The organism is Hymenobacter qilianensis, assembly GCF_014489555.1.
In the GTDB taxonomy this organism is placed as follows: Bacteria; Bacteroidota; Bacteroidia; order Cytophagales; family Hymenobacteraceae; genus Hymenobacter; species Hymenobacter qilianensis.
This window is the reverse complement of sequence record NZ_CP060784.1, coordinates 1,910,840-1,934,507: the sequence shown is the minus strand read 5'-3', so window position 1 is coordinate 1,934,507 and position 23,668 is coordinate 1,910,840. Positions and strand designations below refer to the sequence as shown.

26 protein-coding genes and 1 pseudogene are annotated in these 23,668 nt (G+C 57.1%); 11 read left to right on the top strand and 16 right to left on the bottom strand.

Annotation, left to right across the window (positions count from 1 at the left end; all coding sequences use genetic code 11):
* Positions 1–54 precede the first annotated feature (54 nt).
* From H9L05_RS08940 to H9L05_RS08930, 3 genes are all read right to left on the bottom strand, one after another.
* The gene (locus H9L05_RS08940) at positions 55–2,100 is read right to left on the bottom strand and encodes an FAD-dependent oxidoreductase (RefSeq protein WP_187733861.1); all 2,046 of its coding nucleotides are present in this window, start codon (positions 2,098–2,100) and stop codon (positions 55–57) included.
* Between the two features lie 264 nt (positions 2,101–2,364).
* Positions 2,365–3,819: an aldehyde dehydrogenase family protein gene (locus tag H9L05_RS08935; protein WP_187733860.1), complete on the bottom strand. Its 1,455-nt coding sequence runs from the start codon at positions 3,817–3,819 to the stop codon at positions 2,365–2,367.
* Between the two features lie 444 nt (positions 3,820–4,263).
* Positions 4,264–5,127 carry an SDR family oxidoreductase gene (locus tag H9L05_RS08930; protein ID WP_187733859.1) on the bottom strand — a complete coding sequence of 288 codons (864 nt, stop codon included), beginning with the start codon at positions 5,125–5,127 and terminating at the stop codon, positions 4,264–4,266.
* A 172-nt stretch (positions 5,128–5,299) separates the two neighbouring features.
* Here H9L05_RS08930 and H9L05_RS08925 point away from each other — a divergent pair, with 172 nt between their 5' ends.
* From H9L05_RS08925 to H9L05_RS08915, 3 genes are all read left to right on the top strand, one after another.
* A complete protein-coding gene (locus tag H9L05_RS08925) occupies positions 5,300–5,626 on the top strand; it encodes a hypothetical protein (RefSeq protein ID WP_187733858.1) in 327 nt (108 codons plus the stop codon).
* Between the two features lie 277 nt (positions 5,627–5,903).
* A complete protein-coding gene (locus tag H9L05_RS08920; protein WP_187733857.1) occupies positions 5,904–6,104 on the top strand; it encodes a hypothetical protein in 201 nt (66 codons plus the stop codon).
* A complete protein-coding gene (locus H9L05_RS08915) occupies positions 6,101–6,421 on the top strand; it encodes a hypothetical protein (protein ID WP_187733856.1) in 321 nt (106 codons plus the stop codon). Before H9L05_RS08920 ends, H9L05_RS08915 begins: the two co-directional genes overlap by 4 nt.
* 67 nt (positions 6,422–6,488) lie before the next feature.
* Here the strand turns inward: H9L05_RS08915 and H9L05_RS08910 are convergent, their stop codons facing one another.
* Positions 6,489–7,163 carry a T-complex 10 C-terminal domain-containing protein gene (locus H9L05_RS08910; protein ID WP_187733855.1) on the bottom strand — a complete coding sequence of 225 codons (675 nt, stop codon included), beginning with the start codon at positions 7,161–7,163 and terminating at the stop codon, positions 6,489–6,491.
* Positions 7,164–7,451: 288 nt separating this feature from the next.
* Between H9L05_RS08910 and H9L05_RS08905 the strand changes: the two genes are divergently transcribed.
* From H9L05_RS08905 to H9L05_RS24945, 4 genes are all read left to right on the top strand, one after another.
* Positions 7,452–7,991: a pseudouridine synthase gene (locus H9L05_RS08905; protein WP_187733854.1), complete on the top strand. Its 540-nt coding sequence runs from the start codon at positions 7,452–7,454 to the stop codon at positions 7,989–7,991.
* A 247-nt stretch (positions 7,992–8,238) separates the two neighbouring features.
* A complete protein-coding gene (locus tag H9L05_RS08900) occupies positions 8,239–8,697 on the top strand; it encodes a cold-shock protein (RefSeq protein ID WP_187309662.1) in 459 nt (152 codons plus the stop codon).
* Positions 8,698–9,022: 325 nt separating this feature from the next.
* Complete coding sequence (rlmF, locus tag H9L05_RS08895) at positions 9,023–9,790, top strand: 23S rRNA (adenine(1618)-N(6))-methyltransferase RlmF (protein ID WP_262892657.1); 768 nt, start codon at positions 9,023–9,025, stop codon at positions 9,788–9,790.
* The gene (locus H9L05_RS24945; protein ID WP_262892695.1) at positions 9,730–10,107 is read left to right on the top strand and encodes an RlmF-related methyltransferase; all 378 of its coding nucleotides are present in this window, start codon (positions 9,730–9,732) and stop codon (positions 10,105–10,107) included. Before rlmF ends, H9L05_RS24945 begins: the two co-directional genes overlap by 61 nt.
* Positions 10,108–10,205: 98 nt before the next feature.
* Here the strand turns inward: H9L05_RS24945 and H9L05_RS08890 are convergent, their stop codons facing one another.
* From H9L05_RS08890 to H9L05_RS08885, 3 genes are all read right to left on the bottom strand, one after another.
* Complete coding sequence (locus tag H9L05_RS08890; protein WP_187733853.1) at positions 10,206–11,483, bottom strand: PQQ-dependent sugar dehydrogenase; 1,278 nt, start codon at positions 11,481–11,483, stop codon at positions 10,206–10,208.
* A gap of 302 nt (positions 11,484–11,785) precedes the next feature.
* Entirely contained in the window at positions 11,786–12,094 is a 309-nt protein-coding gene (locus H9L05_RS23450) for a hypothetical protein (RefSeq protein WP_223284832.1), read from the bottom strand.
* Complete coding sequence (locus H9L05_RS08885; protein ID WP_223284831.1) at positions 12,034–12,915, bottom strand: putative sensor domain DACNV-containing protein; 882 nt, start codon at positions 12,913–12,915, stop codon at positions 12,034–12,036. The genes H9L05_RS23450 and H9L05_RS08885 overlap by 61 nt, the downstream gene beginning before the upstream one ends.
* A 529-nt stretch (positions 12,916–13,444) precedes the next feature.
* Here H9L05_RS08885 and H9L05_RS08880 point away from each other — a divergent pair.
* Positions 13,445–13,834, top strand: coding sequence for a DUF2750 domain-containing protein (locus tag H9L05_RS08880; RefSeq protein ID WP_187733852.1), 390 nt, complete (start codon positions 13,445–13,447; stop codon positions 13,832–13,834).
* 343 nt (positions 13,835–14,177) lie between these two features.
* Here H9L05_RS08880 and H9L05_RS08875 read toward each other — a convergent pair whose 3' ends face one another.
* From H9L05_RS08875 to H9L05_RS08855, 6 genes are all read right to left on the bottom strand, one after another.
* A complete protein-coding gene (locus tag H9L05_RS08875) occupies positions 14,178–15,326 on the bottom strand; it encodes a 5-(carboxyamino)imidazole ribonucleotide synthase (protein ID WP_223284927.1) in 1,149 nt (382 codons plus the stop codon).
* A gap of 97 nt (positions 15,327–15,423) precedes the next feature.
* Entirely contained in the window at positions 15,424–15,885 is a 462-nt protein-coding gene (gene purE, locus H9L05_RS08870; protein WP_187734225.1) for a 5-(carboxyamino)imidazole ribonucleotide mutase, read from the bottom strand.
* A 235-nt stretch (positions 15,886–16,120) separates the two neighbouring features.
* Positions 16,121–16,363, bottom strand: a complete 243-nt coding sequence (locus tag H9L05_RS08865) for a hypothetical protein (RefSeq protein WP_187733850.1) — start codon at positions 16,361–16,363, stop codon at positions 16,121–16,123.
* Positions 16,364–16,431: 68 nt separating this feature from the next.
* Complete coding sequence (locus H9L05_RS08860) at positions 16,432–17,712, bottom strand: dihydroorotase (RefSeq protein ID WP_187733849.1); 1,281 nt, start codon at positions 17,710–17,712, stop codon at positions 16,432–16,434.
* A gap of 79 nt (positions 17,713–17,791) precedes the next feature.
* A complete protein-coding gene (locus H9L05_RS23445) occupies positions 17,792–17,950 on the bottom strand; it encodes a hypothetical protein (RefSeq protein ID WP_223284830.1) in 159 nt (52 codons plus the stop codon).
* Entirely contained in the window at positions 17,950–18,774 is an 825-nt protein-coding gene (locus H9L05_RS08855; RefSeq protein WP_223284829.1) for an aspartate carbamoyltransferase catalytic subunit, read from the bottom strand. The genes H9L05_RS23445 and H9L05_RS08855 overlap by 1 nt, the downstream gene beginning before the upstream one ends.
* A gap of 976 nt (positions 18,775–19,750) precedes the next feature.
* Here H9L05_RS08855 and H9L05_RS26830 point away from each other — a divergent pair.
* Positions 19,751–19,924 (top strand): annotated as a pseudogene (locus H9L05_RS26830) (IS3 family transposase); the annotation flags it as partial.
* A 79-nt stretch (positions 19,925–20,003) separates the two neighbouring features.
* Here H9L05_RS26830 and H9L05_RS08845 read toward each other — a convergent pair.
* Positions 20,004–20,456, bottom strand: coding sequence for a winged helix-turn-helix transcriptional regulator (locus H9L05_RS08845; RefSeq protein WP_187733848.1), 453 nt, complete (start codon positions 20,454–20,456; stop codon positions 20,004–20,006).
* A gap of 82 nt (positions 20,457–20,538) precedes the next feature.
* Here H9L05_RS08845 and H9L05_RS26045 point away from each other — a divergent pair, with 82 nt between their 5' ends.
* Both H9L05_RS26045 and H9L05_RS26040 read left to right on the top strand, forming a co-directional pair.
* The gene (locus H9L05_RS26045) at positions 20,539–21,069 is read left to right on the top strand and encodes an NAD(P)H-binding protein (RefSeq protein ID WP_317175162.1); all 531 of its coding nucleotides are present in this window, start codon (positions 20,539–20,541) and stop codon (positions 21,067–21,069) included.
* The gene (locus H9L05_RS26040; protein WP_317175161.1) at positions 21,003–21,392 is read left to right on the top strand and encodes a Rossmann-fold NAD(P)-binding domain-containing protein; all 390 of its coding nucleotides are present in this window, start codon (positions 21,003–21,005) and stop codon (positions 21,390–21,392) included. Before H9L05_RS26045 ends, H9L05_RS26040 begins: the two co-directional genes overlap by 67 nt.
* 172 nt (positions 21,393–21,564) lie before the next feature.
* Here the strand turns inward: H9L05_RS26040 and H9L05_RS08835 are convergent, their stop codons facing one another.
* Positions 21,565–22,104, bottom strand: a complete 540-nt coding sequence (locus H9L05_RS08835; RefSeq protein ID WP_187733847.1) for a DUF1697 domain-containing protein — start codon at positions 22,102–22,104, stop codon at positions 21,565–21,567.
* A gap of 68 nt (positions 22,105–22,172) precedes the next feature.
* A complete protein-coding gene (locus H9L05_RS08830; protein ID WP_187733846.1) occupies positions 22,173–23,627 on the bottom strand; it encodes an L-lactate permease in 1,455 nt (484 codons plus the stop codon).
* Positions 23,628–23,668: the final 41 nt, after the last annotated feature.

Genomic DNA, 23,668 nt, shown 5'->3' with positions numbered 1-23,668 from the left:
GTCATCTCCTCCCTCCTGCCCCGACTATTTGCCCCCCGCCGCACCGCTCAGGCGTTACTCACTAACGGCCATCTGCCGCCTCGTTTTTTCGCCGTTGGCTACCAATCTGGCCTTTATTTCCTGGGCAGTATAGTGGGCCAGCGCCATAATGGTCAGCATGGGATTGACGCCGCTACAAGCAGGAAAGGCCGAGCCATCGGCCACGTACAGGTTGCTGACCTCGTAGGTTTCGCCGCTGGGGGCTAATGGGTGCGTTGCTCGCACGCCACCCATGCGGCAGGTGCTCATCTGGTGGGCGCTGTAGAGGCTAAACTGGTTTGGCTTCCAGCCTAGGTGCGGCAGCTTCTCCAGCACCTCAGGGTTTTGTATCACGCCATTTTGGGCATGCAGCGTGGGCAAAGTGCCGTGGGGCAAATACACCGTGTGCGCCCCAGCTGCTACATGAATTTCGGCGGCGGCGCGCACGCCCTGAAGCATAGAATTGCGGTCGAAGGGGCTAAGCACGTAGTCGACCAAGGGAGCCCCGTGCTGATCGATTGTTACGCGGCCGCCATCCCGGTCGCGGGTCAGCACAATGAAGTTGCCCAAATGCGCCGCGTTGAGCATCAGCTGCTTGTGCTGCTCGCCCGATTGCCAGGGCAGCACCATAGCCATCAGGCCCGCGTGGGCGGGGGGCGTTTCCAGCTTCACCCCGAAGTTGGTGCCATCGAGGCGCGTGAAGCAGTCGTTGACCACCGACATGCTCGGCCCATGCCACGGATTTATCAGCTGCGGATACAGGCCCGAAACAGCCACCGTGGGGTGCAAATGCAGATGCTGACCTAAGTGCGGATGGCGCAAACCGCTGCGCAACAGCAGCGCCGGCGTCTGGATGGCGCCACCAGCCACCACCACGCGCCGCGCCCGCACTGTCACGCGCACTTGCTTGCCATCGGAGGTGGTGTGCACGGCTTCGGCGCCAGTGGCCTGGCCGGCCTGTATCGTCACGCGCTCCACCCGGGTATCGGCCAGCAGGCGGGCTCCGTGGGCGAAGGCCTGGGGCAGATAGGTATTCAAAGTGCCTTGCTTGATGCCGTACCGGTCGCCCATGGTAGTGTAGCCCAAGCCCTGGAAGTCCGCCTCGGAGTCGGTGAGGCCTTTTTCATTCCTCGGAATCAATCTGGTACTCTGCCCGAGCTTGGCCGAGCCTTCCAGCAACGCCTGGTTCTGGCCGTTGTGCCGCTGATAATTCGTATTCACGCTCAAAGCCCGGCTTACGGCGTCGAGGCTGTTCTTAAACTCAGCCGACGTAAAGTGTGGCACCTGGTGCTCCTTGGCCCATTCTTCCAGCACATAATCAGGAGTACGAAACGAGCCAGCCCAATTGACGGTGGTGCCGCCGCCCAGGCAGCTGCCGGCCAGCAAGGCTACGCCGCCATCCTGGGTGCACAGGGCGCCGCGCGCGTCATAAAGCTGGCCCATCATATCTACTTCGCGCTGGGTGAAGTCGCAGCCGTGGCAGTAGGGGCCTTTTTCCAGCACCAACACATCGTGGCCAGCCACAGCCAATTCGGCGGCTACCACGCCGCCTCCGGCTCCGCTGCCTATCACCAGCACGTCGCAGTCGTAGGTAATATCGTTGGTGGGGCGCAGGGTTTTCAGCGGTTTTTCGGTGTTCACGACCTCCTCGGGCAGCGGGCCAGGGTAACCCAGCGCCGCCCAGGTAGCGTTGCCTTTTTCCGCCGACGACGAGCCGTAGTAGAGGAAAGTGAGCAGCTTGCGAAGGGCGTGAAACCCTTTACGCAACTGGGGCACATTACTTCCCGCCCAGCTTTGCAGCATCTGCTGGCGCTGGGCTGCATCCAGGCGCACAAAGGGCTTGAGCGGCCCAAACCAGGTCAATCCTAACGCCGGGTTTTCCAACAGCTTGAGTAACTGCTTAAACTCCTGCTGAGCGCCTTCCGGCTGTGCAGAAATGGCGGCAAAAGCTTTATCGACGTCAATGCCCTGGGAGCCGCATTGGGCCCAAAACTCTGCCTTCTCGGTTTTGCCTTCAATGCTGGGGATAAAGGTGTCGGCGAGGGCGTTGAGAAGGGTGCGGTGGGCGGGAGTGGGATTCATAATCAATTCAGAAGCAGAGTATTGTCCGCGCTGATCACGGGTCTGAAAATATCGGTATTTTTTTCGATATACTCGGCATGCCGCGTAGTTTGGGGCGCGAAAAGTTGTCTGACGGCGGAAACGGACGTCACATAAAGTGGTAGAGGCGCAAGATTTTGCGCCTCGTCGTTGCTGATATTATTAGATATGGTGGGCTCGCTTTGTAATGCGTCGTTCAACGACGAGACGCAAAATCTTGCGTCTCAACACGGCACGGACCAATGCTTAAAACCACTTCATCACCATTTCTATCATCTGCTTCACTTTGGGCGTGTAAGGTGGATAAAGGAGCTTGATTGAGGTTTGGCCGACGCGCTGTTTCAAGACGGCTTTCAGATTGGAAAATGAGTCGAAGCCGTAGCGGCCGTGGGCGCGGCCCATGCCGCTGTTGCCGAGGCCGCCGAAAGGCAGCTCCGGGTGCATGAGATGAATAATGGTATCGTTGAGGGCAACACCGCCAGCCGGGGCGCGCTTGAGGACGTAGCGGCGGTTTTCGGCGCTGCGGCTGAAGAGGTAGAGAGCCAGCGGGCGGGGCCGGTCGTTGATAAAGTCTACGGCTTCCATGAGGGTGCTGTAGGTGCGCAGGGGCAGCACGGGGCCGAAGATCTCTTCTTTCCACAAACCAGCTTCCACTGGCACTTCGGCCAGAAGAGTGGGCTCAATAAAGTTGTCCGATGAATCGACGATGCCGCCCATCTCCAAAATGCCCCCCAGGCGCTGGCCTTCTTCCAGCAGCTTGCTCACGCGCTGAAAGTGATGCTTGTTGACGATGCGCGCAAAAGTATTCGACTGCTGCACGCCTTCGCCGGTAGGGTCGTGGAGGCGGCGGGTGGCGGCCCTGATTTCGTCGATCAGCTTGTCGCGCACTTTCTCGTGCACCAGCAGGTAGTCAGGAGCCACGCAGGTTTGGCCGGCGTTGAGGAATTTGCCCCACACAATTTTCTCGGCCGCGTCGCGCAGGTGGGCGGTTTCATCCACCAGCACCGGCGATTTGCCCCCCAGCTCCAGGGTCACGGAGGTGAGGTGCTCGGCGGCGGCTCGCATGACTATTTTGCCAACTTGTGGGCTACCGGTGAAGAAAATATGATCGAAAGGCAGCTTCAGCAGGGCCGTGGACACGTCTTTGTCGCCCTCGCACACTACTACTTCGCTGGGGTCAAACACCTCCTCCACCATTTGCCGGATGAGGACGCTGGTGGCGGGCGTCATTTCGGACGGCTTCAGAATGCAGCAGTTGCCTGCGGCCAGGGCGGAAGTCAGGGGGTCGACGGCCAGGTAGAAGGGGTAATTCCAGGGGGCAATGATGAGCACCACGCCTTTGGGCTCGGGCTGCACCCAGCCTTTCGTACCCATCATGGCCAGGGGCGTGCCCACGCGGCGGGAGCGCATCCACTGGGCCAGGTGCTGCATGGTGTGCTTCAGCTCTACCTGCGACACGTAGATTTCCGACATATCCACTTCCTCCGCGGGCTTGCGGAAGTCGGCGTACATGGCCTGCTGAATGCGTGTGCGGTTGTTTTCTATCCACTGGCTCAGCTTACGCAGGCGTGCAATCCGCTCGCTGGCGCCCTCCCGCCGCAGGACTTCGCTGCGGGTTTTGAGCCGCCCAAACAACTCCGGCAGCAGCGCAGGATCAAAGGGGGCGGAGGCGGCAGCAATCGGAGTATCGAGGGTTTCCATGCGGGTGGGTAAGTCGGGAAAGAACGTCTTCTAAGGTATGAAATTTTGGCGCGCTGCTATTCATGGCGAGTTTAAACCCAACTAAGTACTGCTCTAGCTGCGTTGGCTTAGCCTAAATGATCTTATATAAAAAAAGCCCCCCAGGAAATGTTTGGGGGCTTTTTTATATCGCAGTACCTAATTCGACCGTCATGCAGAGCGGCCGCGAAGCATCTCGCGTGCTGATGTGAGGAGTGCTAATCAACAAAAGAGAACGTCATGCTGAGCGGAGTCGAAGCATCTCTCCCGCTTCGTTGCAATAGTATTGATTCTACTAACCAGTAGAGATGCTTCGACAGGCTCAGCATGACGGTTAGTGTGGCAACCTCAGCACGCGAGATGCTTCGCGGCCGCTCTGCATGACGTTCAATTGGTATTAAACGCATCTTTTACAGCTTAAGCGGCTTACGTATTCACCGTTTCGCCGCCGTTAGGGTGCAGGGTTTGGCCGGTGAAATACGTGGAGTCGTCGGAGGCGAGGAAGACGTAGGCGGGGCCTACTTCGGAGGGCTGGCCGGGGCGCTTCATGGTGGTGTCTTTGCCGAAGGAAGCTACTTTATCCGGCGGGAAGCTGGCGGGAATAAGCGGTGTCCAGATGGGGCCGGGAGCCACTGAGTTGACGCGGATCTTCTTCTCGGCCAATTGCTGAGCCATCGACCTGACAAAGACCGTGATAGCGCCTTTCGTGGCCGAATAATCGACGAGCTGCTGGTTACCCCGGTAGGCATTAATCGACGAGGTGCAGATGATGGAGTCGCCTTCTTTGAGGTGCTTGAGGGCGGCGCGCGTCACGCGGACGAAGGAGAAAAAATTAACCTGAAAGGTGTCTTCCCACTGCTCATCCGACACTTCCTTCAGGTCTTGACTGGGAAACTGCTCGGCGGCGTTGTTGACTACGATATTCAGGCCACCCAACTCATCGACGGTGCGCTCCACTATTTGCTGGCAGTACTGCCGGTCGCGCAGGTCACCGGGCAGGGTGAGGCAGCGCTGGCCTTCCGCTTCTACCAGCTGGCGCGTTTTATAGGCATCTTCTTCCTCGGTGGGCAGATACGTAATGGCCACATCGGCCCCCTCGCGGGCAAAATGCACCGCCACGGAGCGGCCGATGCCGGAGTCGCCGCCGGTGATGAGGGCTACTTTGCCTTGCAGCTTTTCACTGCCTTTATAGTTGGGCCGAATATATTCGGGTTGGGGCGTCATTTCCTGCTCCAGGCCGGGCTGCTGATCCTGCTTCTGGGGCGGCAATGTCGTGGGCTTATTTTCCATAGCTAGTAATTGATTAGGATGAAAGCTAACAACGCGAGCTTCTACGAAGGGTTATTGTTCAGTTGGGCGGAAGCTGGAGGCTTTTTGACGGTTGGCGGGCGGGAACGTTTTGCCAGGGCTCCGATGTAGAAGCCTTGATTACTAGCTTCCGGCTTCACACACTTATCCCTCCATGTTGCTGACTTTTCTGCGCCCGGCAATGCGCTGGGTAGTAGCCTTACTTGCGGGGGTGCTTTTACTGGCGGCGCAGTCGGCGGGGCCGGTGCCGCCCATTCGGTTGCTGGCTCCTACCCAAACATTTGCCCCCCAGGAGTTCTACGTAGCGCAGGTGGTAGACGAGCGCCCCGACCGCCGCGCCGTGGCTTCGTTGCTGCCGCCTTCTACCGTTGCTGCACCAGCTTCCAAAGCGCAAGCTATTGATTTGCAAGGCGGTGGCGCTAGTGCTATTCGGAAGTTTATTCAACAAACACTTCCTGCCAATAAGCAGCTGCGCCCATAACCATCCGTTTGCGGGAGTGTAAAGTCACGGAGACGTCTGACCCCAAAGCGCCCGGCCGCGTAGATGGCCGCATGACGATAAAAATGGCCTTCGACTGGCAGCGCGACGGCCAAACGATAGCACTAACCGAGTACCAGGGCGCGGCCCGCTATGGCCGCCCCGCCGGCCAGCTTGCCGTAGTGGAGCCCACGCTACGTCAGGCGCTAACTGAAGCGATGCGGTACCTGCACACCTGGGTAAAGCAAAATGCCCCCACAACGCCAAACTGGCTACTGGCGTGCAGGTTTTCTTCACCGATTACATCGATAATCAGGAAGCCGACACGCTGTTCTACGACCCCAAGCGCCCCCTCGATTTTGCTGATTTTAAGGGTACCCGCCAATCTGGTGGTAATACCGCAGCGGTGATATTTCCCAACTTCGCGTATCAAGGCTCCACGAAGGTTGTGGGGGCAAAATGCAGCTCCGTATTGCCATGAAAACCTTCGTGGTGCGCAGTTCCTCCTGGGTAGCCGACCATGCCCGCACACCCTATACGCTCAACCACGAGCAGCGCCACTTCGATGTGGTAAAGCTGGTGGTGGAGCGCTTTAAGCATCGAATTCGGCAGGATACGCTGTCAGTCGATTATTACGCTGGCCACTTGCAGCATCAATACCTGTTGTCGTATCAGGAAATGAACCGCATGCAGGAACAGTACGACGGCGAAACTGGGAATGGCACGAACGACGCCGCTCAGGCACGCTGGAATGAGCGCATTACGAAGGAGCTACAGGCGTTTGGTGTAGCACAATAAGCTATAACAAAAAGCCCGCACCATGACTGATGCGGGCTTTTTGTTGAATAAGCGCTTGGCTCAAAATCTAGTCTTTCACTTTGCGCTCGCCATCATCGGCGTCGCGCTTTACTTTCGTGCCGTCAGGATATTCGATTTTGCGGTCGCCGTCTTTGTCCACTTTCACGGTGCGACCGTCGGCGTACACGGTTTTGGATTCACCGTTCTTCTTCCTCTCAGACTTCACAATGGCCGGGCCCTGGCGGCGAGCAGGAGTAGCAGGGCGCGGGGCGGCACTTGAAGCGCCAGACTGAGGCACATCCTCTTCCGCTTCGGCAGCGTATTCTTCGCCCGTGTAATAGGTGGCGCGCTTTTCCTCGTAGGTCATGTAACGGTCATCGTCCTTCACAATGTCCTTGATTTTGGTGTCGGTGTCGCGGTCAATTTCGCGCAGGGCCGTGGTGCGGCCGGTGGTGTCGGCGGCGTAGCGGGTGTCTACTTCCCCGAGGCGGGTGGCGCGGGTATCGTACACACGCCGCACCTCGCGAACCTGAGCGGTGTCGGTAATACCCAAATCGGTAGTGACGCGATTGGCTACGCGGTTGCCTTGCTCGCGGTAGAGCATCACCACGTCGTTATCAGCTACCACGGCCGTATCGGCCGAGGGCGTCGTGGCCGCATCAACGGCGGCTTTTTTGTCGGTATTGCAGGAAGCCAACGACAAAGCGGAGGCGCAGGAAAGGAAAAACAGAGCGGATTTCATGGTCAGGGAACAGAAAATGGAAAATAGGCATTAGCTAATACATTGCCGTCGGCCGCTGTACGATGACTGTTGAGCCGAGGTTGGGTCAAGGTGTAGAAGCGGCGCTAGTTGTGGCTGTTCCATCAAACGGTTAGCGCACACGCCACGGGAGGAGCCAAGATGCTTATTATCAGTTTAATTCTTGATTAGTAATAAGATAACACATCTTTGCGTACCAGCCTTATTTCCTGCCGAAACAATTGCAGTATCCGTCGCTTACCCATCCAGTTAATTTAATTCGTCTCGTACATGTCGCATCAACACTTCATAATTCACAAGCCGTATGGCTATTTAAGTCAGTTCGTCTGTGAATTAAAAAAGAAGAAGTTGCTCGGCGACTTACACAATTTTCCGGAAGGCACGATGGCTATCGGGCGCTTGGATGAGTCGAGTGAAGGGCTATTATTGCTCACCACCGACGGAAAAATGAGCGAATTGGTGCGCAGCAAAAAAGTAGAGAAAGAATATTACGCCCAGGTCGACGGAATAATTACGGACGAGGCAATTGCGCAATTACAACAAGGCGTCGAAATTGGTATTCGCGACGTAAAATACCAGACCACGCCCTGCACCGCATTTAAATTAGAAACGGCACCGGAATTTGCCCCCCGTACCCGCAAAATTCGCGATGACCGTCACGGCCCCACCAGCTGGGTATCCATTACGCTCACGGAAGGCAAGAATCGGCAAGTGCGCAAAATGACCGCAGCCGTCGGTTTTCCGACGCTGCGCCTGCTGCGCGTGCGGGTTGGCGCTATCTATTTGCACGATTTGCCCCCGGCGACGTAATAGAACTTGACAGCTTTTACCTGCCTCAACAACAGGAAGAAGTTGAATTGCTGTAACTTTGATGATTCCCTGCCCCGTTCCTTCTTTCATCAGGCAGGTGCTCCCCGCGGTTCAGCTTTATACTAAGACGTTTATGCCTTGTGCTGAACTTTAGTTTTTCGCCGTCTGTAGTAAGATGATGGCCTGCTTTGAGCCTCTGGCTTTGCCTGGCATTACAATGTGTATTACTTAAAATCAAAAAATAAAAATGGCTAGATCACAAGCAACGTTTGGTAAAAAAGAGAATGAGAAAAAACGATTAAAGAAGCGTACCGATAAGGCTGAGAAAAAAGAGGAGCGCCAAGCAAACGCGCAGAAGGGTCAGAGCCTAGAGGATATGCTGGCTTACGTTGACGAAAACGGCAACATCGTTGATTCTCCTCCGGATCCAAAAAAGAAGAAGGTTATTAATCAGGAGGATATCCAGATTACGACCATGAAGCAGGAAGACATGGAGCAGCCCGACGTTATTCGGAAGGGTGTGGTGTCTTTCTTTAATGACTCGAAAGGCTACGGCTTTATCAAGGATCAGCAGACCCAGGAAAGCATTTTTGTGCACGCCAATGGGTTGATCAACCAGATCAAAGAAAACGACAAGGTGACGTTCGAAGTGGCCATGGGCCAGAAAGGACCAACCGCCGTTTCTGTTAAATTGGCCGAGGCTTAGCTTTTGATAAAACGATCTACGCCAGCGTACTAACCTTCGGCATAAAGCGGCCGCAACTCCTCGGAGCTGCGGCCGCTTTTGCGTTTGCTAGCGCCTGAGTAGCGCTGTACTGACTTGGATTGCCTGTCATACGAGTACATATTGTAGCTTAAGCAGGCGGTCATGCAGAGCGGAGCGAAGCATCTCGCGTGTTTAGTAAGAGTAGTAATCCTTCGTCAGCACGCGAGATGCTTCGGCTCCGCTCTGCATGACCGCCTATTGATTTACTAGTCAATAGTCAATGCTAGAGCAGTCTTGATTCGCCTTCATTTACCCCTCTACCCCAATGACAACCCAACCGCCCCAGGATACCGCCGAGAAAGACCCGTTGCACCCGCGCAACCGCCACCGCGGCCGCTACGACTTTCCTCAGCTAATCAAGACTTCGCCGGAGTTGGCGCCGTTTGTGGCCGTGAACAAGTACGACGACACCAGCATCGACTTCGCCAACCCTGAAGCCGTAAAAGCGCTGAACCGGGCGTTGCTGAAGCAGTTTTATGGTATTCAGAACTGGGATATTCCGGCCGGCTACCTGTGCCCGCCCATTCCCGGCCGCGCCGATTACGTTCATTACTTAGCTGATTTGCTGGCTTCCGTCAATGGCGACGTGGTTCCCAGAGGCAAAAGCATTCGGGTGCTTGATATTGGCGTGGGGGCCAATTGCATCTACCCTATTATCGGGCATAAGGAGTACGGCTGGCGCTTCGTGGGCACTGATGTGGATGTGGTAGCCCTGCGCATGGCCAAGCAGATAGTTGCCAGCAATAGCACCCTGGCCGGCAACGTAGACATACGCCGCCAAATTTCCTCCACCCAGATTTTCAACGATATCGTCGAGCCCAAGGAGTTCTTCGACCTGACCATGTGCAATCCGCCGTTTCATGGCTCCCAGGCCGAGGCCGAAGCCAGCAGCCGGCGTAAGGAGCACAACCTCGGCACCCAAAAAGCCCCCAGACTCCGTCTGCCCCGAACTTTGGCGGCCAGGCCACGGAGCTGTGGTATCCCGGCGGCGAGGCTACGTTTTTGTGGCGCATGGCCCAGGAAAGCACTTTAAGCAAGAGCAACATTTTCTGGTTTACGACGCTGGTATCCAAGAAGGAAACCCTGCCGGGCCTGTATAAGTCGCTGGAAAAGGCAGGGGCCGTCGAGGTGCGCACCATCAACATGGCGCAGGGTCAGAAAAGCAGCCGCATCGTGGCCTGGACGTTTCTGGACGCCCAACAGCAGCAGGCGTGGCGGGACAAGCGCTGGGGGCAAACCCGGCGCAGAAGTAAGTTTGCGGCCGGACTTTCTTTCCCTATTTCGACGCCAGGTGACTGCTATGCCCACCAATCTACATTGGGAGGGGCAACTCTTTTTAACCTGCTCTAGAAACCCAAAAGCCCGACGAGAACCTTATTCTCGTCGGGCTTTTGGGTTCTAAATGAATACAGGCAGCGGCAATTTGCCCCCAGCGCTTGTCTTGCTTTCTACGAGCCAGCCTGGGGGGCAATTTTCCACAGCTCGCCGTCGGCCTCATCCGTCACCACGTACAGCGCGCCGTCCGGCCCTTGTTTTACATCACGCACGCGTTGCTTGCGGTCGGAAAGGAGACGCTCTTCGCCCGTTACGCGGCCATTCTCGATTTGCAGGCGCACCAACTCCCGGTCTTTGAGCGCCCCCACAAACAGGTTGCCGCGCCAGGCCGGAAAAGCGGCGCCGGTATAGAACTGAGCCCCCGACGGCGCAATCACCGGATCCCAGTAATAGACAGGGTCCACGAAGCCTTGCTTGGTGGTGACGGAGTTGGGCACGGGCTCGCCGGAGTACTCTTCGCCAAACGTTACCAAGGGCCAGCCGTAGTTTTTGCCGCCCTCCAGACGGTTCAGCTCGTCGCCACCCTGCGGCCCCATATCCACGGACCAAAGCTGCCCCTGCGCATCAAACGCGGTAGCCTGTACGTTGCGCTGCCCCACCGTCCAGATTTCGGGCAAGGCACCGGCCTGTTTAATGAATGGGTTATCCGGGGCGGGCTTGCCGTCGGGAGTGATGCGCAGGGTTTTGCCCATGTGGCTATTCATCTGCTGAGCCTGGGGCCGGATTTCCTTGTCGGAGCGCTCACCCAGACTCACGTACAGCATACCATCCGGCCCAAACGCTAAGCGGGAGCCGTAGTGCATGTCGCCGTCGTAGGCGGGCAGCGCCCGAAATATCACTTTTACTTGGCTCAGGCTCCGGCGATCGGCGGAAAGCACCCCTTTGGCTACGCTGGTGGCGTTGCCTTTGTCGCCGCGCGGCTCGGAAAAAGACCAATAAATCGTTTGGTCAGTTTTGAAATTTGGGCTCAGCGCAACATCCAGCAGGCCGCCTTGCCCAGAGACGTAAATCTCGGGCAACCCTTTGATGGGCTCTCCCACTTTCCCCGTGGCCGATACAATGCGCAGCATGCCGGGTTTCTCAGTTATCAGCAGGTCGCCGGTGGGCAGCGGCTCCACGGCCCACGGGTTTTTGAGACCTTTCGCCAGCACCGTCACCTCAAAGGCAGCAGTCGATTTCACGCCCTTGGCCCGGGTTTGTCCGGCGAAAGTGGGGCGCTGCCCGGGCACGTTGGCCTCCCGGGTTTCGAGCGGGGCGCGGTTGATCTGGTCGGCAATCGAAGAGGTTTCGGTGTTCTGGGCCTGGTCGCGCTGCTCCTGGCCCGATTGGTTGCAGGCAGCGGTAAGGCCAGCGAGAAGAATGGCCGTAACTACAAGTGGTCGTCTGTTCATTAGGCGTTGTTTTGAGAAGTATAAAAGCTGGTTTACACATAAGCTGTAAGCAGAAGCACGGCAGCTACATAGCCTTACGCAAAAACAAGCATAGGTTGCCTATAAACAGGTTAGAGTCAGTTTGGTAATCAATAATGGAAATTTGGCGGTCATGCAGAGCGGCAGCGAAGCATCTCGCGTGTTTACTAAGATTAGTAATCCTTCATCAGCACGCGATATGCTTCGTCCCTGGCTTGATGCGCCACATGCTCTGCATGACACCAATATAAAATCGCAAAATGCTTTCTAAGATCAATAGCCCCCTACAGCAGCAGCACATCAATGCGGTGGGCGTGCACCATTTCCAGGGAAGTTGACCAGGCAAACACTGTAAAGAAGCCATCCTGCGACGCTACCAGGGCCACAGTGTCGCGTTGGTCGTACACAAACTGCGCGGCGGCGAGGTGGCGGGTGCCGCCGTTCTGGGCCGGATGCATGTACTTGGCCTCGCTTTCCACGACGGGTTCCGTGAGCACCATTTTATCGACGGGCGTGCTGGATCTGGCGCGGGCTACCTTCGCCCCAAAGGCCAGCAGATGATAGTCGCGGGTGATGATGGTGGCCCCATCCACGGCTGTAAAGCCCCCACGATGCCAATGGCCCGCTGAATCTCTTCCCGCCACTCCCACTTGGCTTGCTCCTGCTGCCGAACTTCGGCAATGCCCGTATACACGGGCAGCACGGGGTAAGTCATGGGATGCACAATCGACTCCTGCCACTTGTTCGACTCGGTGGGCACCACCAGCACCAATCCGCCCCGGCCGTGGGCGCGCATCACGCCCGCCAGCTCCACCAGCACAGTATCCAGCTCGCCGGCCGCATCGGGCAGCCCTGGTTCGGGCAGAAACTTCTGTAGCGCGGGGCAGTCATCTACGGCCGTGTTTTCGATATCGACCAGCTGGAGCTGCTCGCCGCGCAGGATGGCCACGTTCACAAACTTGCCGAAGCCATCGGCGCGGCGGTGCTTGGCTACCAGCAGGCCGGGCTCCACTACCTCCAGTACAAAGCACAGCGGCGGTGTGCCTGTGGCGGTGCCCCACACATAGAGGCCCTCTTCATCGTACCACACCCCCAGGTGAATGCCCGGCAGCTCTACGGCAGGCGCTAGTTTGAGCAGGTTATAGGGTATAAGGCGACGCTTGGTAAACTCCACGGCCTGGGTTGCCTGCGTGGGCTCCAGCAAAGCCAGCGAAATCTTGGGTGGGTGCCCCTCCTCCCGGCGCAGACTAGCCCAAAACGCTACATCTATCATCACTTCCACCAGATGCGCCGACGGTGGCGGCCCCAGATTGACCGCCTGCTGGGCGCTGGCCGCTGCCCGATGCCGTATAAAGTGAGCTTCAATCATCGGGGCCACCACGCGGGCCGCTAGGTAGGTGGGTTCAGAAAGCATACGGACAAGTACAGAGCTTTGGAAACAGGAAGCTACTATACGTGCGCTAATCAGTCAAAGCTGGAGTAGCTTCCGCACCACTGAATTTTGGTGCTGGGGGGCTTTTTATCAGGTGCTTCAGCTGCTGAGGTTTAGCCACTGCTTACCTTAAAAGCAGAAGAAGCTGGAGTTACAAAATTCACATCAGGCAGCTTTACCCGGCGCTGCCAAAAACAGGCAGCCAACCGTACGCAGGAGTTGTTACGTGGCGCTGACAGATAAGGAAACCTTATTGGAAGAGGTTGATATTTCAAAAGTACTACGGATGAATCGTTCAGGTGAGTATGAGTCAAACCGTCACTATTCCGAGGCTGGGGGTATAACTCTTCTTATGTCAAGCGACTTTTTAAGGAATGGATATGAGTGACTGCGCAGCCTTCTATCTGCGTTTTATCTACTTTCACGGTTGCTGATTGGCAGCTTCGCTAGAGCTTGTAAATTCGAGCGTGTAAGCTTGCCAGTAGAACCTTATCGAGCCCATCCTTATTATATGCGCAACCCCAATCCGAAAGAAATTGAAGCCGTCTCTAAGCTACCAGCATTCAAGCGCTATCAGCATCTTATTAAACACGTAGCCGACACCGAAATAGTCTTCGTTTTAGTGGACGAGTACGGGACTTGCGCCATGAGCGAAGTAGAGGGGAAACACCTGCTGGCCATCTGGCCGGCAGCCGCTTATGCCGAGTTGAATAAAGTTGGGGAATGGAGCCCCTACACGGTCGAGCCACTCGCCTTGGAACACTTCATGCAGCAGGTGGTGCCCGAAGCAGCAAACATAGGCCACTTGATTGATGCCTTTCCGATGAACGACAAGACCGGCTTTGTGGTCTCGTCCGAGGAACTGCTGCGAGATTTACAGGCCGAGCTTTCCAACTATTAAGCTATCTCAAGCGGACGCGTCACACCATATTTAACTCAGCACCTCTTGCCTTTTCACTGTCTTAGAAGGCGAATTATGATAAGCGACTGATTGTTGTAGTAAGCATAAATACTTAATAACGGCCATTCATAAGTGCGCCCAACGAGTTTATACTAGAGTTCAGAGTATTAATAATCACCCCATTTTTGGACAAGCAACTGGAGTCACGACGCGAGAGGCTTTCTCGGTTGTAAACCACTAGCGCACAGCCGCTGGGGATTCATTCTTGTGGCCTCTTTTCGAGCTTGGCGGCGCCTACCGTTGCACAAAGTGCGGGAGGCTGGTCAAGAGCAGAAAATGGCCTCTAGATGGCGTCCTGCCCCGGCAAGTGGAGCAAACCAGCGGCGCGGCGCGCCACGGCTTTGACACTGGCGACATCCGGACCGGTGATGGTCAGGTGACCCATCTTGCGGCCGGCGCGCGCCTGCACCTTGCCGTACAGGTGCAGGTGGGTTCCTGGCAAGCTCAGTACGGAGTGCCAGTCCGGCTCCTGCGGTTGACCGTTGGCATCAAACCACACCTCGCCCAGCAGGTTGAGCATGATGGCTGGGGAATGCTGGCGCGGCTGTGGCAAGGGCAAGCCCGCCATGGCATGGACCTGCAAGTCAAACTGCGACGCGTCACAGGCGTCCAGGGTGTAGTGGCCGCTGTTGTGCGGGCGCGGGGCCATCTCGTTGACCACCAAGCTGCCGTGCGCGCTGCCGTCTTTCACCACAAAAAACTCGACGCACAGCACCCCGACATAACTGAGATGCTGAGCGATGGAAACGGCCGCATCTCGGGCACTAGTTGCCAGGGCGGGGGGCAAATTTCCTTTGTAGGCGTGGGTCACGGCCAAAATGCCGTCGACATGTACGTTGCGCTGGGGGGCAAAACTGACGACTTGCCCGTCCCAGCCGCGCGCCACCAGCACCGAACACTCAGCGGTTAGCGGCAGCATCTTTTCCAGCACGCATGCGGCGCTGCCCAACTCCGCCCAGGCAGCAGCCAGTTCCTCGGCGGTCTTGACGCGAACCTGGCCCTTGCCGTCGTAGCCCATGCGCGCGGTTTTAAGGATGCCAGGCAGCAAATCCGCTCGGTTATCCTGGACGGCCTGCAGCTGGGCCGGTGTCTCAATCACCGCATAGGGCGCACAGGTCACCCCCGACACGGCAGCGCAGGCCGCGAAGTGGGCTTTTTCCTCAATGCGGTTTTGGGCAATGCCCACCACGGCCGCGCCAGGCGCCACAGGCCGGGTCTGCGCCAGCGTTTGCAGGGCCTGGGCCGGCACGTTTTCAAACTCGGTGGTAATGGCCTGGCACAGGTGGGCCAGTTGAGCCAGCCCGGCCGGGTCGTCGTAGCCGGTCTGGATGTGGTGGTGACTCACGAGCCCGGCCGGGCTTTGCGCGTCGGGCTCCAGCACGGCGGTGAAGTAGCCCAGGCGCTGGGCGGCGTGCACAAACATCCGACCCAGTTGGCCGCCCCTAGCACCCCCAGGGTAGCCCGCTGGCCTGCGGCGTCTACACTACCTGGGAAAACAGGAATCATGGTGGTTACGTGACTGTCGTTGCTCATATGGGCAGGGTCATGGCGCGAGCGGCTTCGGTTTGTTCGGCGCGAAACGCCTGCAGCTTGGCCGCCAGGGCCGCGTCGTGCAGGGCCAGCAGGCTGACGGCGAACAGCGCCGCATTAGCCGCCCCGGCAGCGCCAATTGCAAACGTGGCCACGGGCACCCCTTTGGGCATTTGCACGATGCTGTGCAACGAGTCCACCCCCTGCAAATGGCGACTGGCCACCGGCACCCCCAGCACAGGCAGCGCGGTTTTGGCGGCCATCATGCCCGGCAGGTGGGCGGCACCACCCGCACCGGCGATGATAGCCTGCAAGCCGCGCGGACCGGCTTGTTCAGCGTAAGCAAATAAGTCGTCGGGCATGCGGTGGGCCGACACCACCCGCGCTTCGTGGGCCACGCCAAAGTCCGCGAGAATCTGCACGGCATGCTGCATGGTGTCCCAGTCGCTGCTGGAGCCCATGATCACGCCGACTAGGGGCTTGGGGTATTAGGGGAGGAAGGTGTATTCATCGAAGTTATCAAAACGTCATGCTGAGCTTGCCGAAGCATCTCTACCGCTTCGTTGGGATCAACCTTCCCAAATATCTAAATCAATTGCTTCTCAAGTCGGATTAAATGCCGTAATCAGTACATCTGCCGATATACAAAACGGTTTGATTGGTCAGAATGTAGACGTACATACTGGGCTGAAACAGTTATGGCAGTTGAAGAAACCTGTACATAATGAGCCAGACTATAATTGCAGCAGAATACAGAAGGAGTTTACTTTTTCCTGTATTATCAGCGACAAGAAATGCTGCGAAGAATAGCCCAGCACTCAGTACTGCAAAAAGAATCCCATCTGTTCCATCTTCTACTTGACTGAGCATGACACCAAGGACGATACCTGTTGTCAGGAATAGCCCTTTGATGAGTTGATTTTTCTCCTTTTCTGTCATTAATAATTTTGCACGAGGTTGCAACGAAGCGGTGGAGATGCTTCGACAAGCTCAGCATGACATTCTACCTATCTGCGCTCTAGCAGGATTTCCGCACCTAAAACCACTAAGTCTACCCGGCCTTTCAACGTCTGGTCGATGAAGGGCGTGTTCTGGGATTTGGATTTCATGAATTCACGCGTGAAGGTCGTTTCCGCTTCAGTATCGAATAAGACGCACTCAGCTTGTTGGCCTACTTCAATGGCGGGTACCGGCAGGCCCATCAGGCGGCGTGGCTCCGCCGAATAGCGCTTCACCACTAAATCCCACCCAAATTTGCCGGGTTCAACGAAGAAGTGATGGAGCGACACCAGGGCTGTATCCAAGCCAGTGATACCGTTGGGCGCGCTGATGAAATCCTGTGCTTTTTCGAACGGCGTGTGCGGCGCGTGGTCGGTGGCAATCAGGTCGAATACGCCTTCGATGAGCCCTTCGAGCAGGGCATCACAATCCGCCTGCGTGCGTAGCGGTGGGTTCATCTTGTAATTCGTGTCGTAGTCGCCGATGTCTTCGTCGGTGAATAACAGGTGGTGCGGAGTTACTTCCGCCGTCACCTTCACGTCGCCGCGCGACTTCCACGAGCGGATAGTTTCCATACCGAGCTTACTGGACACGTGCTGGATATGCACGTGCGCGCCCGCCGCGTGGGCCAGGCGGATGTCGCGGTCGATGATGATTTCCTCAGCGCAAGCCGGCGAGCCCTTGATGCCAAGCCGGTAGCTCATCACCCCTTCGTTGAGGGCGCGCGGCCCGGCCAGCTCCGGCACCTCGCAGTGGCTGGCGAAAAACATTCCAAACTCGGTGGCGTACTGCATGGCCCGCAGCAGCACCGCCGGGTCGCTAGTGGTATCCCCGTCGTCGGTGAGCATTGTCACGCCGAGCCTGTGCATGCCCTCGATTTCCGCCAGTTCCTTGCCCTCGCGGTTCTTAGTGACACAGCCGGAGGTGTACACCGGAATGCGGGACCGGTCCTTAGCATTTTCCAGCACCGTAGCCACGGCCGTTGCCGAGTCGAGGGCCGGGCGGGTGTTAGGCATCATGACCACGCCAGTAATGCCGCCGTTGATGGCCGCTTCGCTGCCCGTGGTGATGGTTTCCTTGTTCTCAAATCCGGGCGCGCGGAAATGGACGTGGGCATCAAACATGCCCGGCATAAGGATGCGGCCACGCGCGTCGATGATGCGGGCACCCTCGGGAATGGCCAGGTTGAGGCCGATGCCCTGAATTTTTCCTTCGACAATCAGGACATCGCTCTCAAGAAGCACGGGTGAATTTTCGGAGGCTATGCGGGCGTTTTGAAGGAGAAGCATGAAGTAATAATTGCTGTAAACCGGCAAGGGGTATGGAAGATATAAATGAAAGAGCGGCGTCAGCCGTTGCGTCCGGCGGTCAGGGCATCACCACTGTCGAGCTAGCCCGCTGCCGCGTGGCATAGGTTGATTCCTGCTTCGGGAAGTCCCCGCCGGGGGTGAGCCAGTCGAGCACGGCCATGCGGATGGAGATGCCATTTTCGACCTGGTTAGTGATCAGGCTGCGCTCGTAGTCCATCACGGCGTCGCACAGCTCGACCCCCGGTTCACGGGGCCGGGGTGCATGATGTAGAGGCCGCGGTCACGGATTTCCGCCAGCCGGGCGTTGGTGATGCCGTAGACCCGGTGGTATTCCCGGACGTTGGGAAAAAACTGCACGTCCTGGCGCTCCATCTGCACACGGAGCAGGTACACCACATCGGGTGCCCAGGCCATGGCCGCCTCGTAGTCGGTGAAGCGGCGAATGCTTTCCGGGACATACTTGGGCACCAGCGACCCCGGGCCGAGATAAGCGACCTCGACGCCTAGCTTTTGCAGCAACGTGCTGGTAGAGCGCGCCACGCGGGAGTGGAGAATATCGCCGATGATGAGGACTTTTTTGCCCCGAGGGTCAGGAAATTTTTCCTTGATGGTGAAGGCGTCCAGCAAGGCCTGCGTCGGGTGCTCGTGCGCCCCGTCGCCGGCATTAATGACCGAAGCCGTGGTTTGGCGGGCAATCATGCCGGGCAGTCCAGGGTGACTATGACGGACGACGATGTAGTCGGTGCGCATGGCCTGGAGCGTCTCGATTGTTTCGCGCACCGACTCGCCCTTGGTGATGGAGGAATGGTCGACGTTGAAATTCGTTACCTCCGCCGAGAGGCGTTTGGCCGCGACCTCGAAGGAGGAGTGCGTCCGGGTGCTGGCCTCATAGAACAGCATGAGCACGGACTTGCCCTCGAGGGCGGGGATTTTTTTCACCGACCGGGTGAACAGCTTTTTAAAGGATGTGGATTGGTCGAGCAGGAACTCGATTTCCTCACGGTGAAGGGATGCGATGTCGAGCAGGTCTTTACGTGCCATACCAAAGTGAAGGAAAAGTGAGGGCGTCTAGCTAAAACGGACAATGTGCATTCTTATCTACCACTACCCATGCCGGAGAAACTGGCGGCTGGTGTGGGCCGAGGCAATGGCGGCAGCCGCCACCGTTGGCAGAGAGGGTGTTGGCGTCCGGGGGATATATTAATCGGGTGCGGAGCAGCAGTCGATGAACTCAACGGACATAAAAAAACCGTTTCGGAATCCGAAACGGTAGCGGGGCAGCACTCAAAAAAAATAACGGAAATACCAGAGGCAAAATCGGGAGAACCGATGGCGGCGAAGACCTTTTGGTCCACTCGCGGCTCCCTGCCGAGCAGGGTATCTCCGCGCTTCATCAACAAGTTTTTTGGTTGAAGCATGCTGCAAAACTACGGCATTGTTGCGCTCGGTAGCTCATCGGCCATGGTGGTTTTTTTTCGCGCCGCTTTTCGCAAATTTTATTTTCGACCTAATGGACTAGACAACGCACTTTTGCGAGTCTTTTCGCCATCAAAAAAAATTATGGCTCGCGTAACCAATTGTTTGGCAAGCACAATCCGCTCTAACTTTAGCTCTTTATTCCGCTCGCTTCAGCTGGTGGGCCACCACTTTCCGGGGGCAAGCAGACCCTGAACTACTTGGTAGTTCAGGGTCTGCTTCATTTTCGGGCAGCACAATGGGTATGGAGGTGGTTTGGTTCGGCTGGACAGTTCTGGGGGGCTTTCTTCTGTGATAGCAGCCAAAACCATTAGGGCTTCGCCCGACATACGGCGTTAATACGACGAGACCCTGAACTCCACAGCCCTGCGCCGCCCGCCGGCTAGGCGGCCGGGCGCATCGTGCACTATGACTAGAGCAGCCAGTACACGGCCTCCTGTTTTAAGGCCTTTTCGCCAAATACGGTGCGCTGCAAAGGATGAGCCGGTGCGGCAACTGCTACGACAACACCCTTGCCGAATCGTTTTAGAAGCGCTTAAAGGTCGAATTAGTCGACGGTGGCCGTTTCACTGCCTTAACCGAAGCCAACCTGGAAATCAGCTACCATATCGCTTATCACAACGCCGGAAGGCGTCATTCTTCGCTCGGCTACCTCGCACCCAACCATTTGAAAAGTAACTTGAAACAATATCTCAGCTTGGTTCACCTTAGCTAGACAACCTAATGAGCTTTCCCCCATTTCTGGGCAGCCAATTAGAGCTACGACGCGAATTACTTTTTCTATTATATAATCATTAGCGCAAATCCGCTGATACGGCCGGTTCCTGGGCTCCTTCTTGGTTTGGCTGTTTCGCCCACCGTTGTGCAATATGCGGCAGGCTGGTTTCAATCCAATCCGCCAGGTCCCGCACCTTCTCGGCGGCCTGCTGGCCCAGCGGTGTCAGGCTGTACTCCACGTGCGGCGGCACCACATCAAAGGCTACTCTATTTACTAGGCCATCTGCTTCTAGCCATTGCAGGGTTTGAGCCAGCATCCGCTCACTCACGCCGCCAATCAGCCGGCGCAACTCGCTGAAGCGTCGGGTTGTGGGGCCTTGTAAGGCAATGAGTACCAACACTCCCCAGCGGCTGGTCATGTGCTTGAGCACGGTGCGCGACGGGCAGGCCTCTGCCATCAAATCGCCGCGCTGAAACTTGTCGGAAAGCGTATCAGGTTGCTTGGGGGGCAAAATCGAATCTTTTTTCATACTTACCTTTCTGTACGTACTTACTTTATGTAAGTATACATTTTACTTTTGGCTTTTCATTCACTGATTACACACATACTCTATGACTATCGCCATCACAGGAGCCACCGGGCAGCTAGGCCGCCTAGTTGTTGAAAAACTAAAAGCCCAGATTGGGGCTGACCACATTATTGGGCTGGTGCGCTCCAAGGCCAAGGCCGCTGACTTAGGTGTACCGACCCGCCAAGCTGACTATTCCCAGCCCGATACGCTCCCCGCCGCGCTGGCCGGCGTCGATACGCTGCTCTTAATTTCTTCCAACGAAGTGGGACAGCGCATAGCCCAGCACCGCAACGTCATTGAGGCTGCCAAGCAGGCTGGTGTACAGCGAATTGTGTATACCAGCGTATTGCACGCCGATACTTCGTCGCTGAGCCTGGCGGATGAGCATCTTGCTACCGAGGCGCTGCTTAAAGAATCCGGTCTGGAGTACACGCTGCTGCGCAATGGCTGGTACACCGAAAACCACCTGGGCTCGATTCCGGGCGCATTGGCCGGGGGGCATTTTTGGGCAGCGCGCAGGAAGGTCGCATCTCGTCGGCTACACGGGAATACTTTGCCGAGGCGGCAGTAGCGGCCCTCACCGGCGAAGGGCACGCCGGCCAGACCTACGAGCTAGCGGGCGACGAATCCTATACGCTTGCTGATCTGGCTGCTGAAGTTTCGCGCCAGACCGGCAAAACGATTCCTTACCGGGATCTGCCCGCCGCCGAGTATGCCGCTGCGCTTACTGGTTTTGGCTTGCCCAAAGGGCTGGCTGAGGCTATTGCTGGCTGGGACGTAAGTGCCTCCCAGGGTGCTCTCTTCGATGACAGCCGGCAACTTTCCAAGCTCATCGCCCGCCCGACTACTCCCCTATCCAAAGCTGTCGCCGACGCTCTGAAGCAAGCTTCATAACTGCGCTTCAGAAGCTGTTCAGGTAATACAGCGTAGAGACGCAATAGTTGGAGTCTCCTTGCGAAAGAACTATTCGACGAAAAGACGCAAAATATTGCGTCTCTACATGATAAAGGCATTTGTTTGCTAGCTCAAACAGCCTGTTAAGGAGGTGTGAGTACTTCCGCGCTACTCAACTATTCCTTGCGGCTGCCAGAATTTTGGCGGCCGTGGGGAAGAAGCGCGTAGTGGTCCGGCGCCCAAGTGTTTTATCCAGAAAAGATAGGGTAGCTGGCGCGCGGCCGTCGATGATGTGCCAGATAACGAAGGCTTCGTGGTCGGTGAGGTGCACGATTTCCATATCCCCTTTGGGTGAGCGGAGCGGCAGCACCAGGCCGGTAGGCGCGGAGTCGGTCAGAAACATCAGGCACAGACGCATGTCGTCTGTCACGGTGAGGTGACTGAAGGGATTGAGGACCAGCAGATGCTCCAGCTCCTCCGGGCTGCGCAGAAATGTGGGCACGGCATAGCCCAGGGCCTGCTCTAGGTGCTGCTCAATGCGGGCGGTAAGCAAGGCTCTGTCTTGCACGGGCGCGTCGAAGAACACGTTGCCGGTTTGGATGTAGGTGCGCACGTTGGCAAAGCCTAGCTCCGTGAAGAGGCGGCGCAGCACTTCCATCGTCACGCGGTGGCCGCCCACGTTGATGCCGCGTAGCAAGGCGATGTAGGTCATGTGATCTGGGGGGCTTTTTGTGATGGCGTAAGTTGATCAGCCAAGCTACAAAAAGCCCCCAGGCCTGCTTAAGCGCTGATCAGCAGCCAGGCCATGCCCAGCAGCCCCGCCAATAACGCAGCCAGAAGCGTAGGAACCAGATTATTCGCCAGGATAGTCTTGTAGTTCTTGATGCCCGCGACGGAGGCGGCGGCAATGATATTGAACAGACAGATAGCATTGCCCAGACTCGCCCCTACCAGCTGCAATGCCAGTACCACGGTAGTGCTCAGGCCCAGAGAGGCGGCTGTGTGCTGCTGGGAGGCTCCAAAAACCAGGTTGGAAATAGTAGTGCTGCCCGTAATAAAAGCGCCCATCACACCGATGAAGGGTGCCAGCACCGGGTAGGCGGGTCCGAGCCGGCTGAGTAGCTCGGCTATGTACTTGACCATAGAGGGCTGCTGCACGCCGGAATAAATCATCAGCTGGGCAATAGCCACCGACGGAAACAACACCCCAAACACGCTCACCATTTTGCCCAACGGTTCGCGCAGGTGCAGGGAGGGGCTGTGGCGGAAATAAGCCACGCCTAGCCCTACCGCTACGAACGGCAGAAACGGCGACTGCAGCGGCTTGAGGCTACCCCGAATGCCGGAGCCAAACATATCCGCGAAGACTAATTCCCAACCCAGCCACAGCCGCAAGGGAGCCAGGAGCTTAGGCAGCAATAATAGCAAGGCTAGCGCCGCGTACGGCAGCCAGGGCCACAGATTGATACTCGTGCCGCGCTGCCGCAGATACAGCACCGCTAGGCCCAGCATAAGCAGGGCACCAAATACGGTAGCCAGCTCGGGCGCCAGCCAGGCCAGCGCACAAAATGGCACTATGATAAACGCATACAGTACCAGCACCTGACGTCGGTTCTTGAGCGCGCCGTGCTGCCGGCCCACCAGCCGAAACACCAGCCCCAGCACCAGCAGTCCCACCAAGCTGATGAGCCCGGCCGCCGTAATACCGATGGTCTGCACCTCGGCGGCCGACAAGCCCAGGGGTAATTGCAGCCCAATCAGAATAGGCGTACCCACGGCCCCGAACAAGGCGAACAAGCCATCGAACAGCAGCACTACCGACACCGACAGCACTGCCTCGAAACCCAGGGCAATCAGAATAAGGGGCACAATAGCGCCGGGAGTGCCAAAGCCCGCCACGCCCTCAAAAAAGGCCGTCAGGCCAATAGCCAGCAGGAAAAACCGAAGTTCCTTGGAAGGGTGAAGCTGATCCAGAGAGTGCGTAAGCTGCCCGATAAGTCCGGTGTGCTGCATGATGGTGTAGAGAAACACCGCGCCCAGCACAATCAGCAGAATATTGACCGTCGTCAGCAACGATACCGCCAGCGCCCCCAGGTAGTGATTCAGGCCCGCGCCCCAGTAAAAGAACAGGATCGTCGTCACCACCCAGCCTACCAGCACCGCTGCCTTAACGCCCTTCGTCAACGAGACAACAACGAGCAGCAGAATAGGCAGCAGCGCGAGCAGATATATCATAGAGGTCAAAAAGGAGAGCGAGGAAACCCAGGAAGTTACGA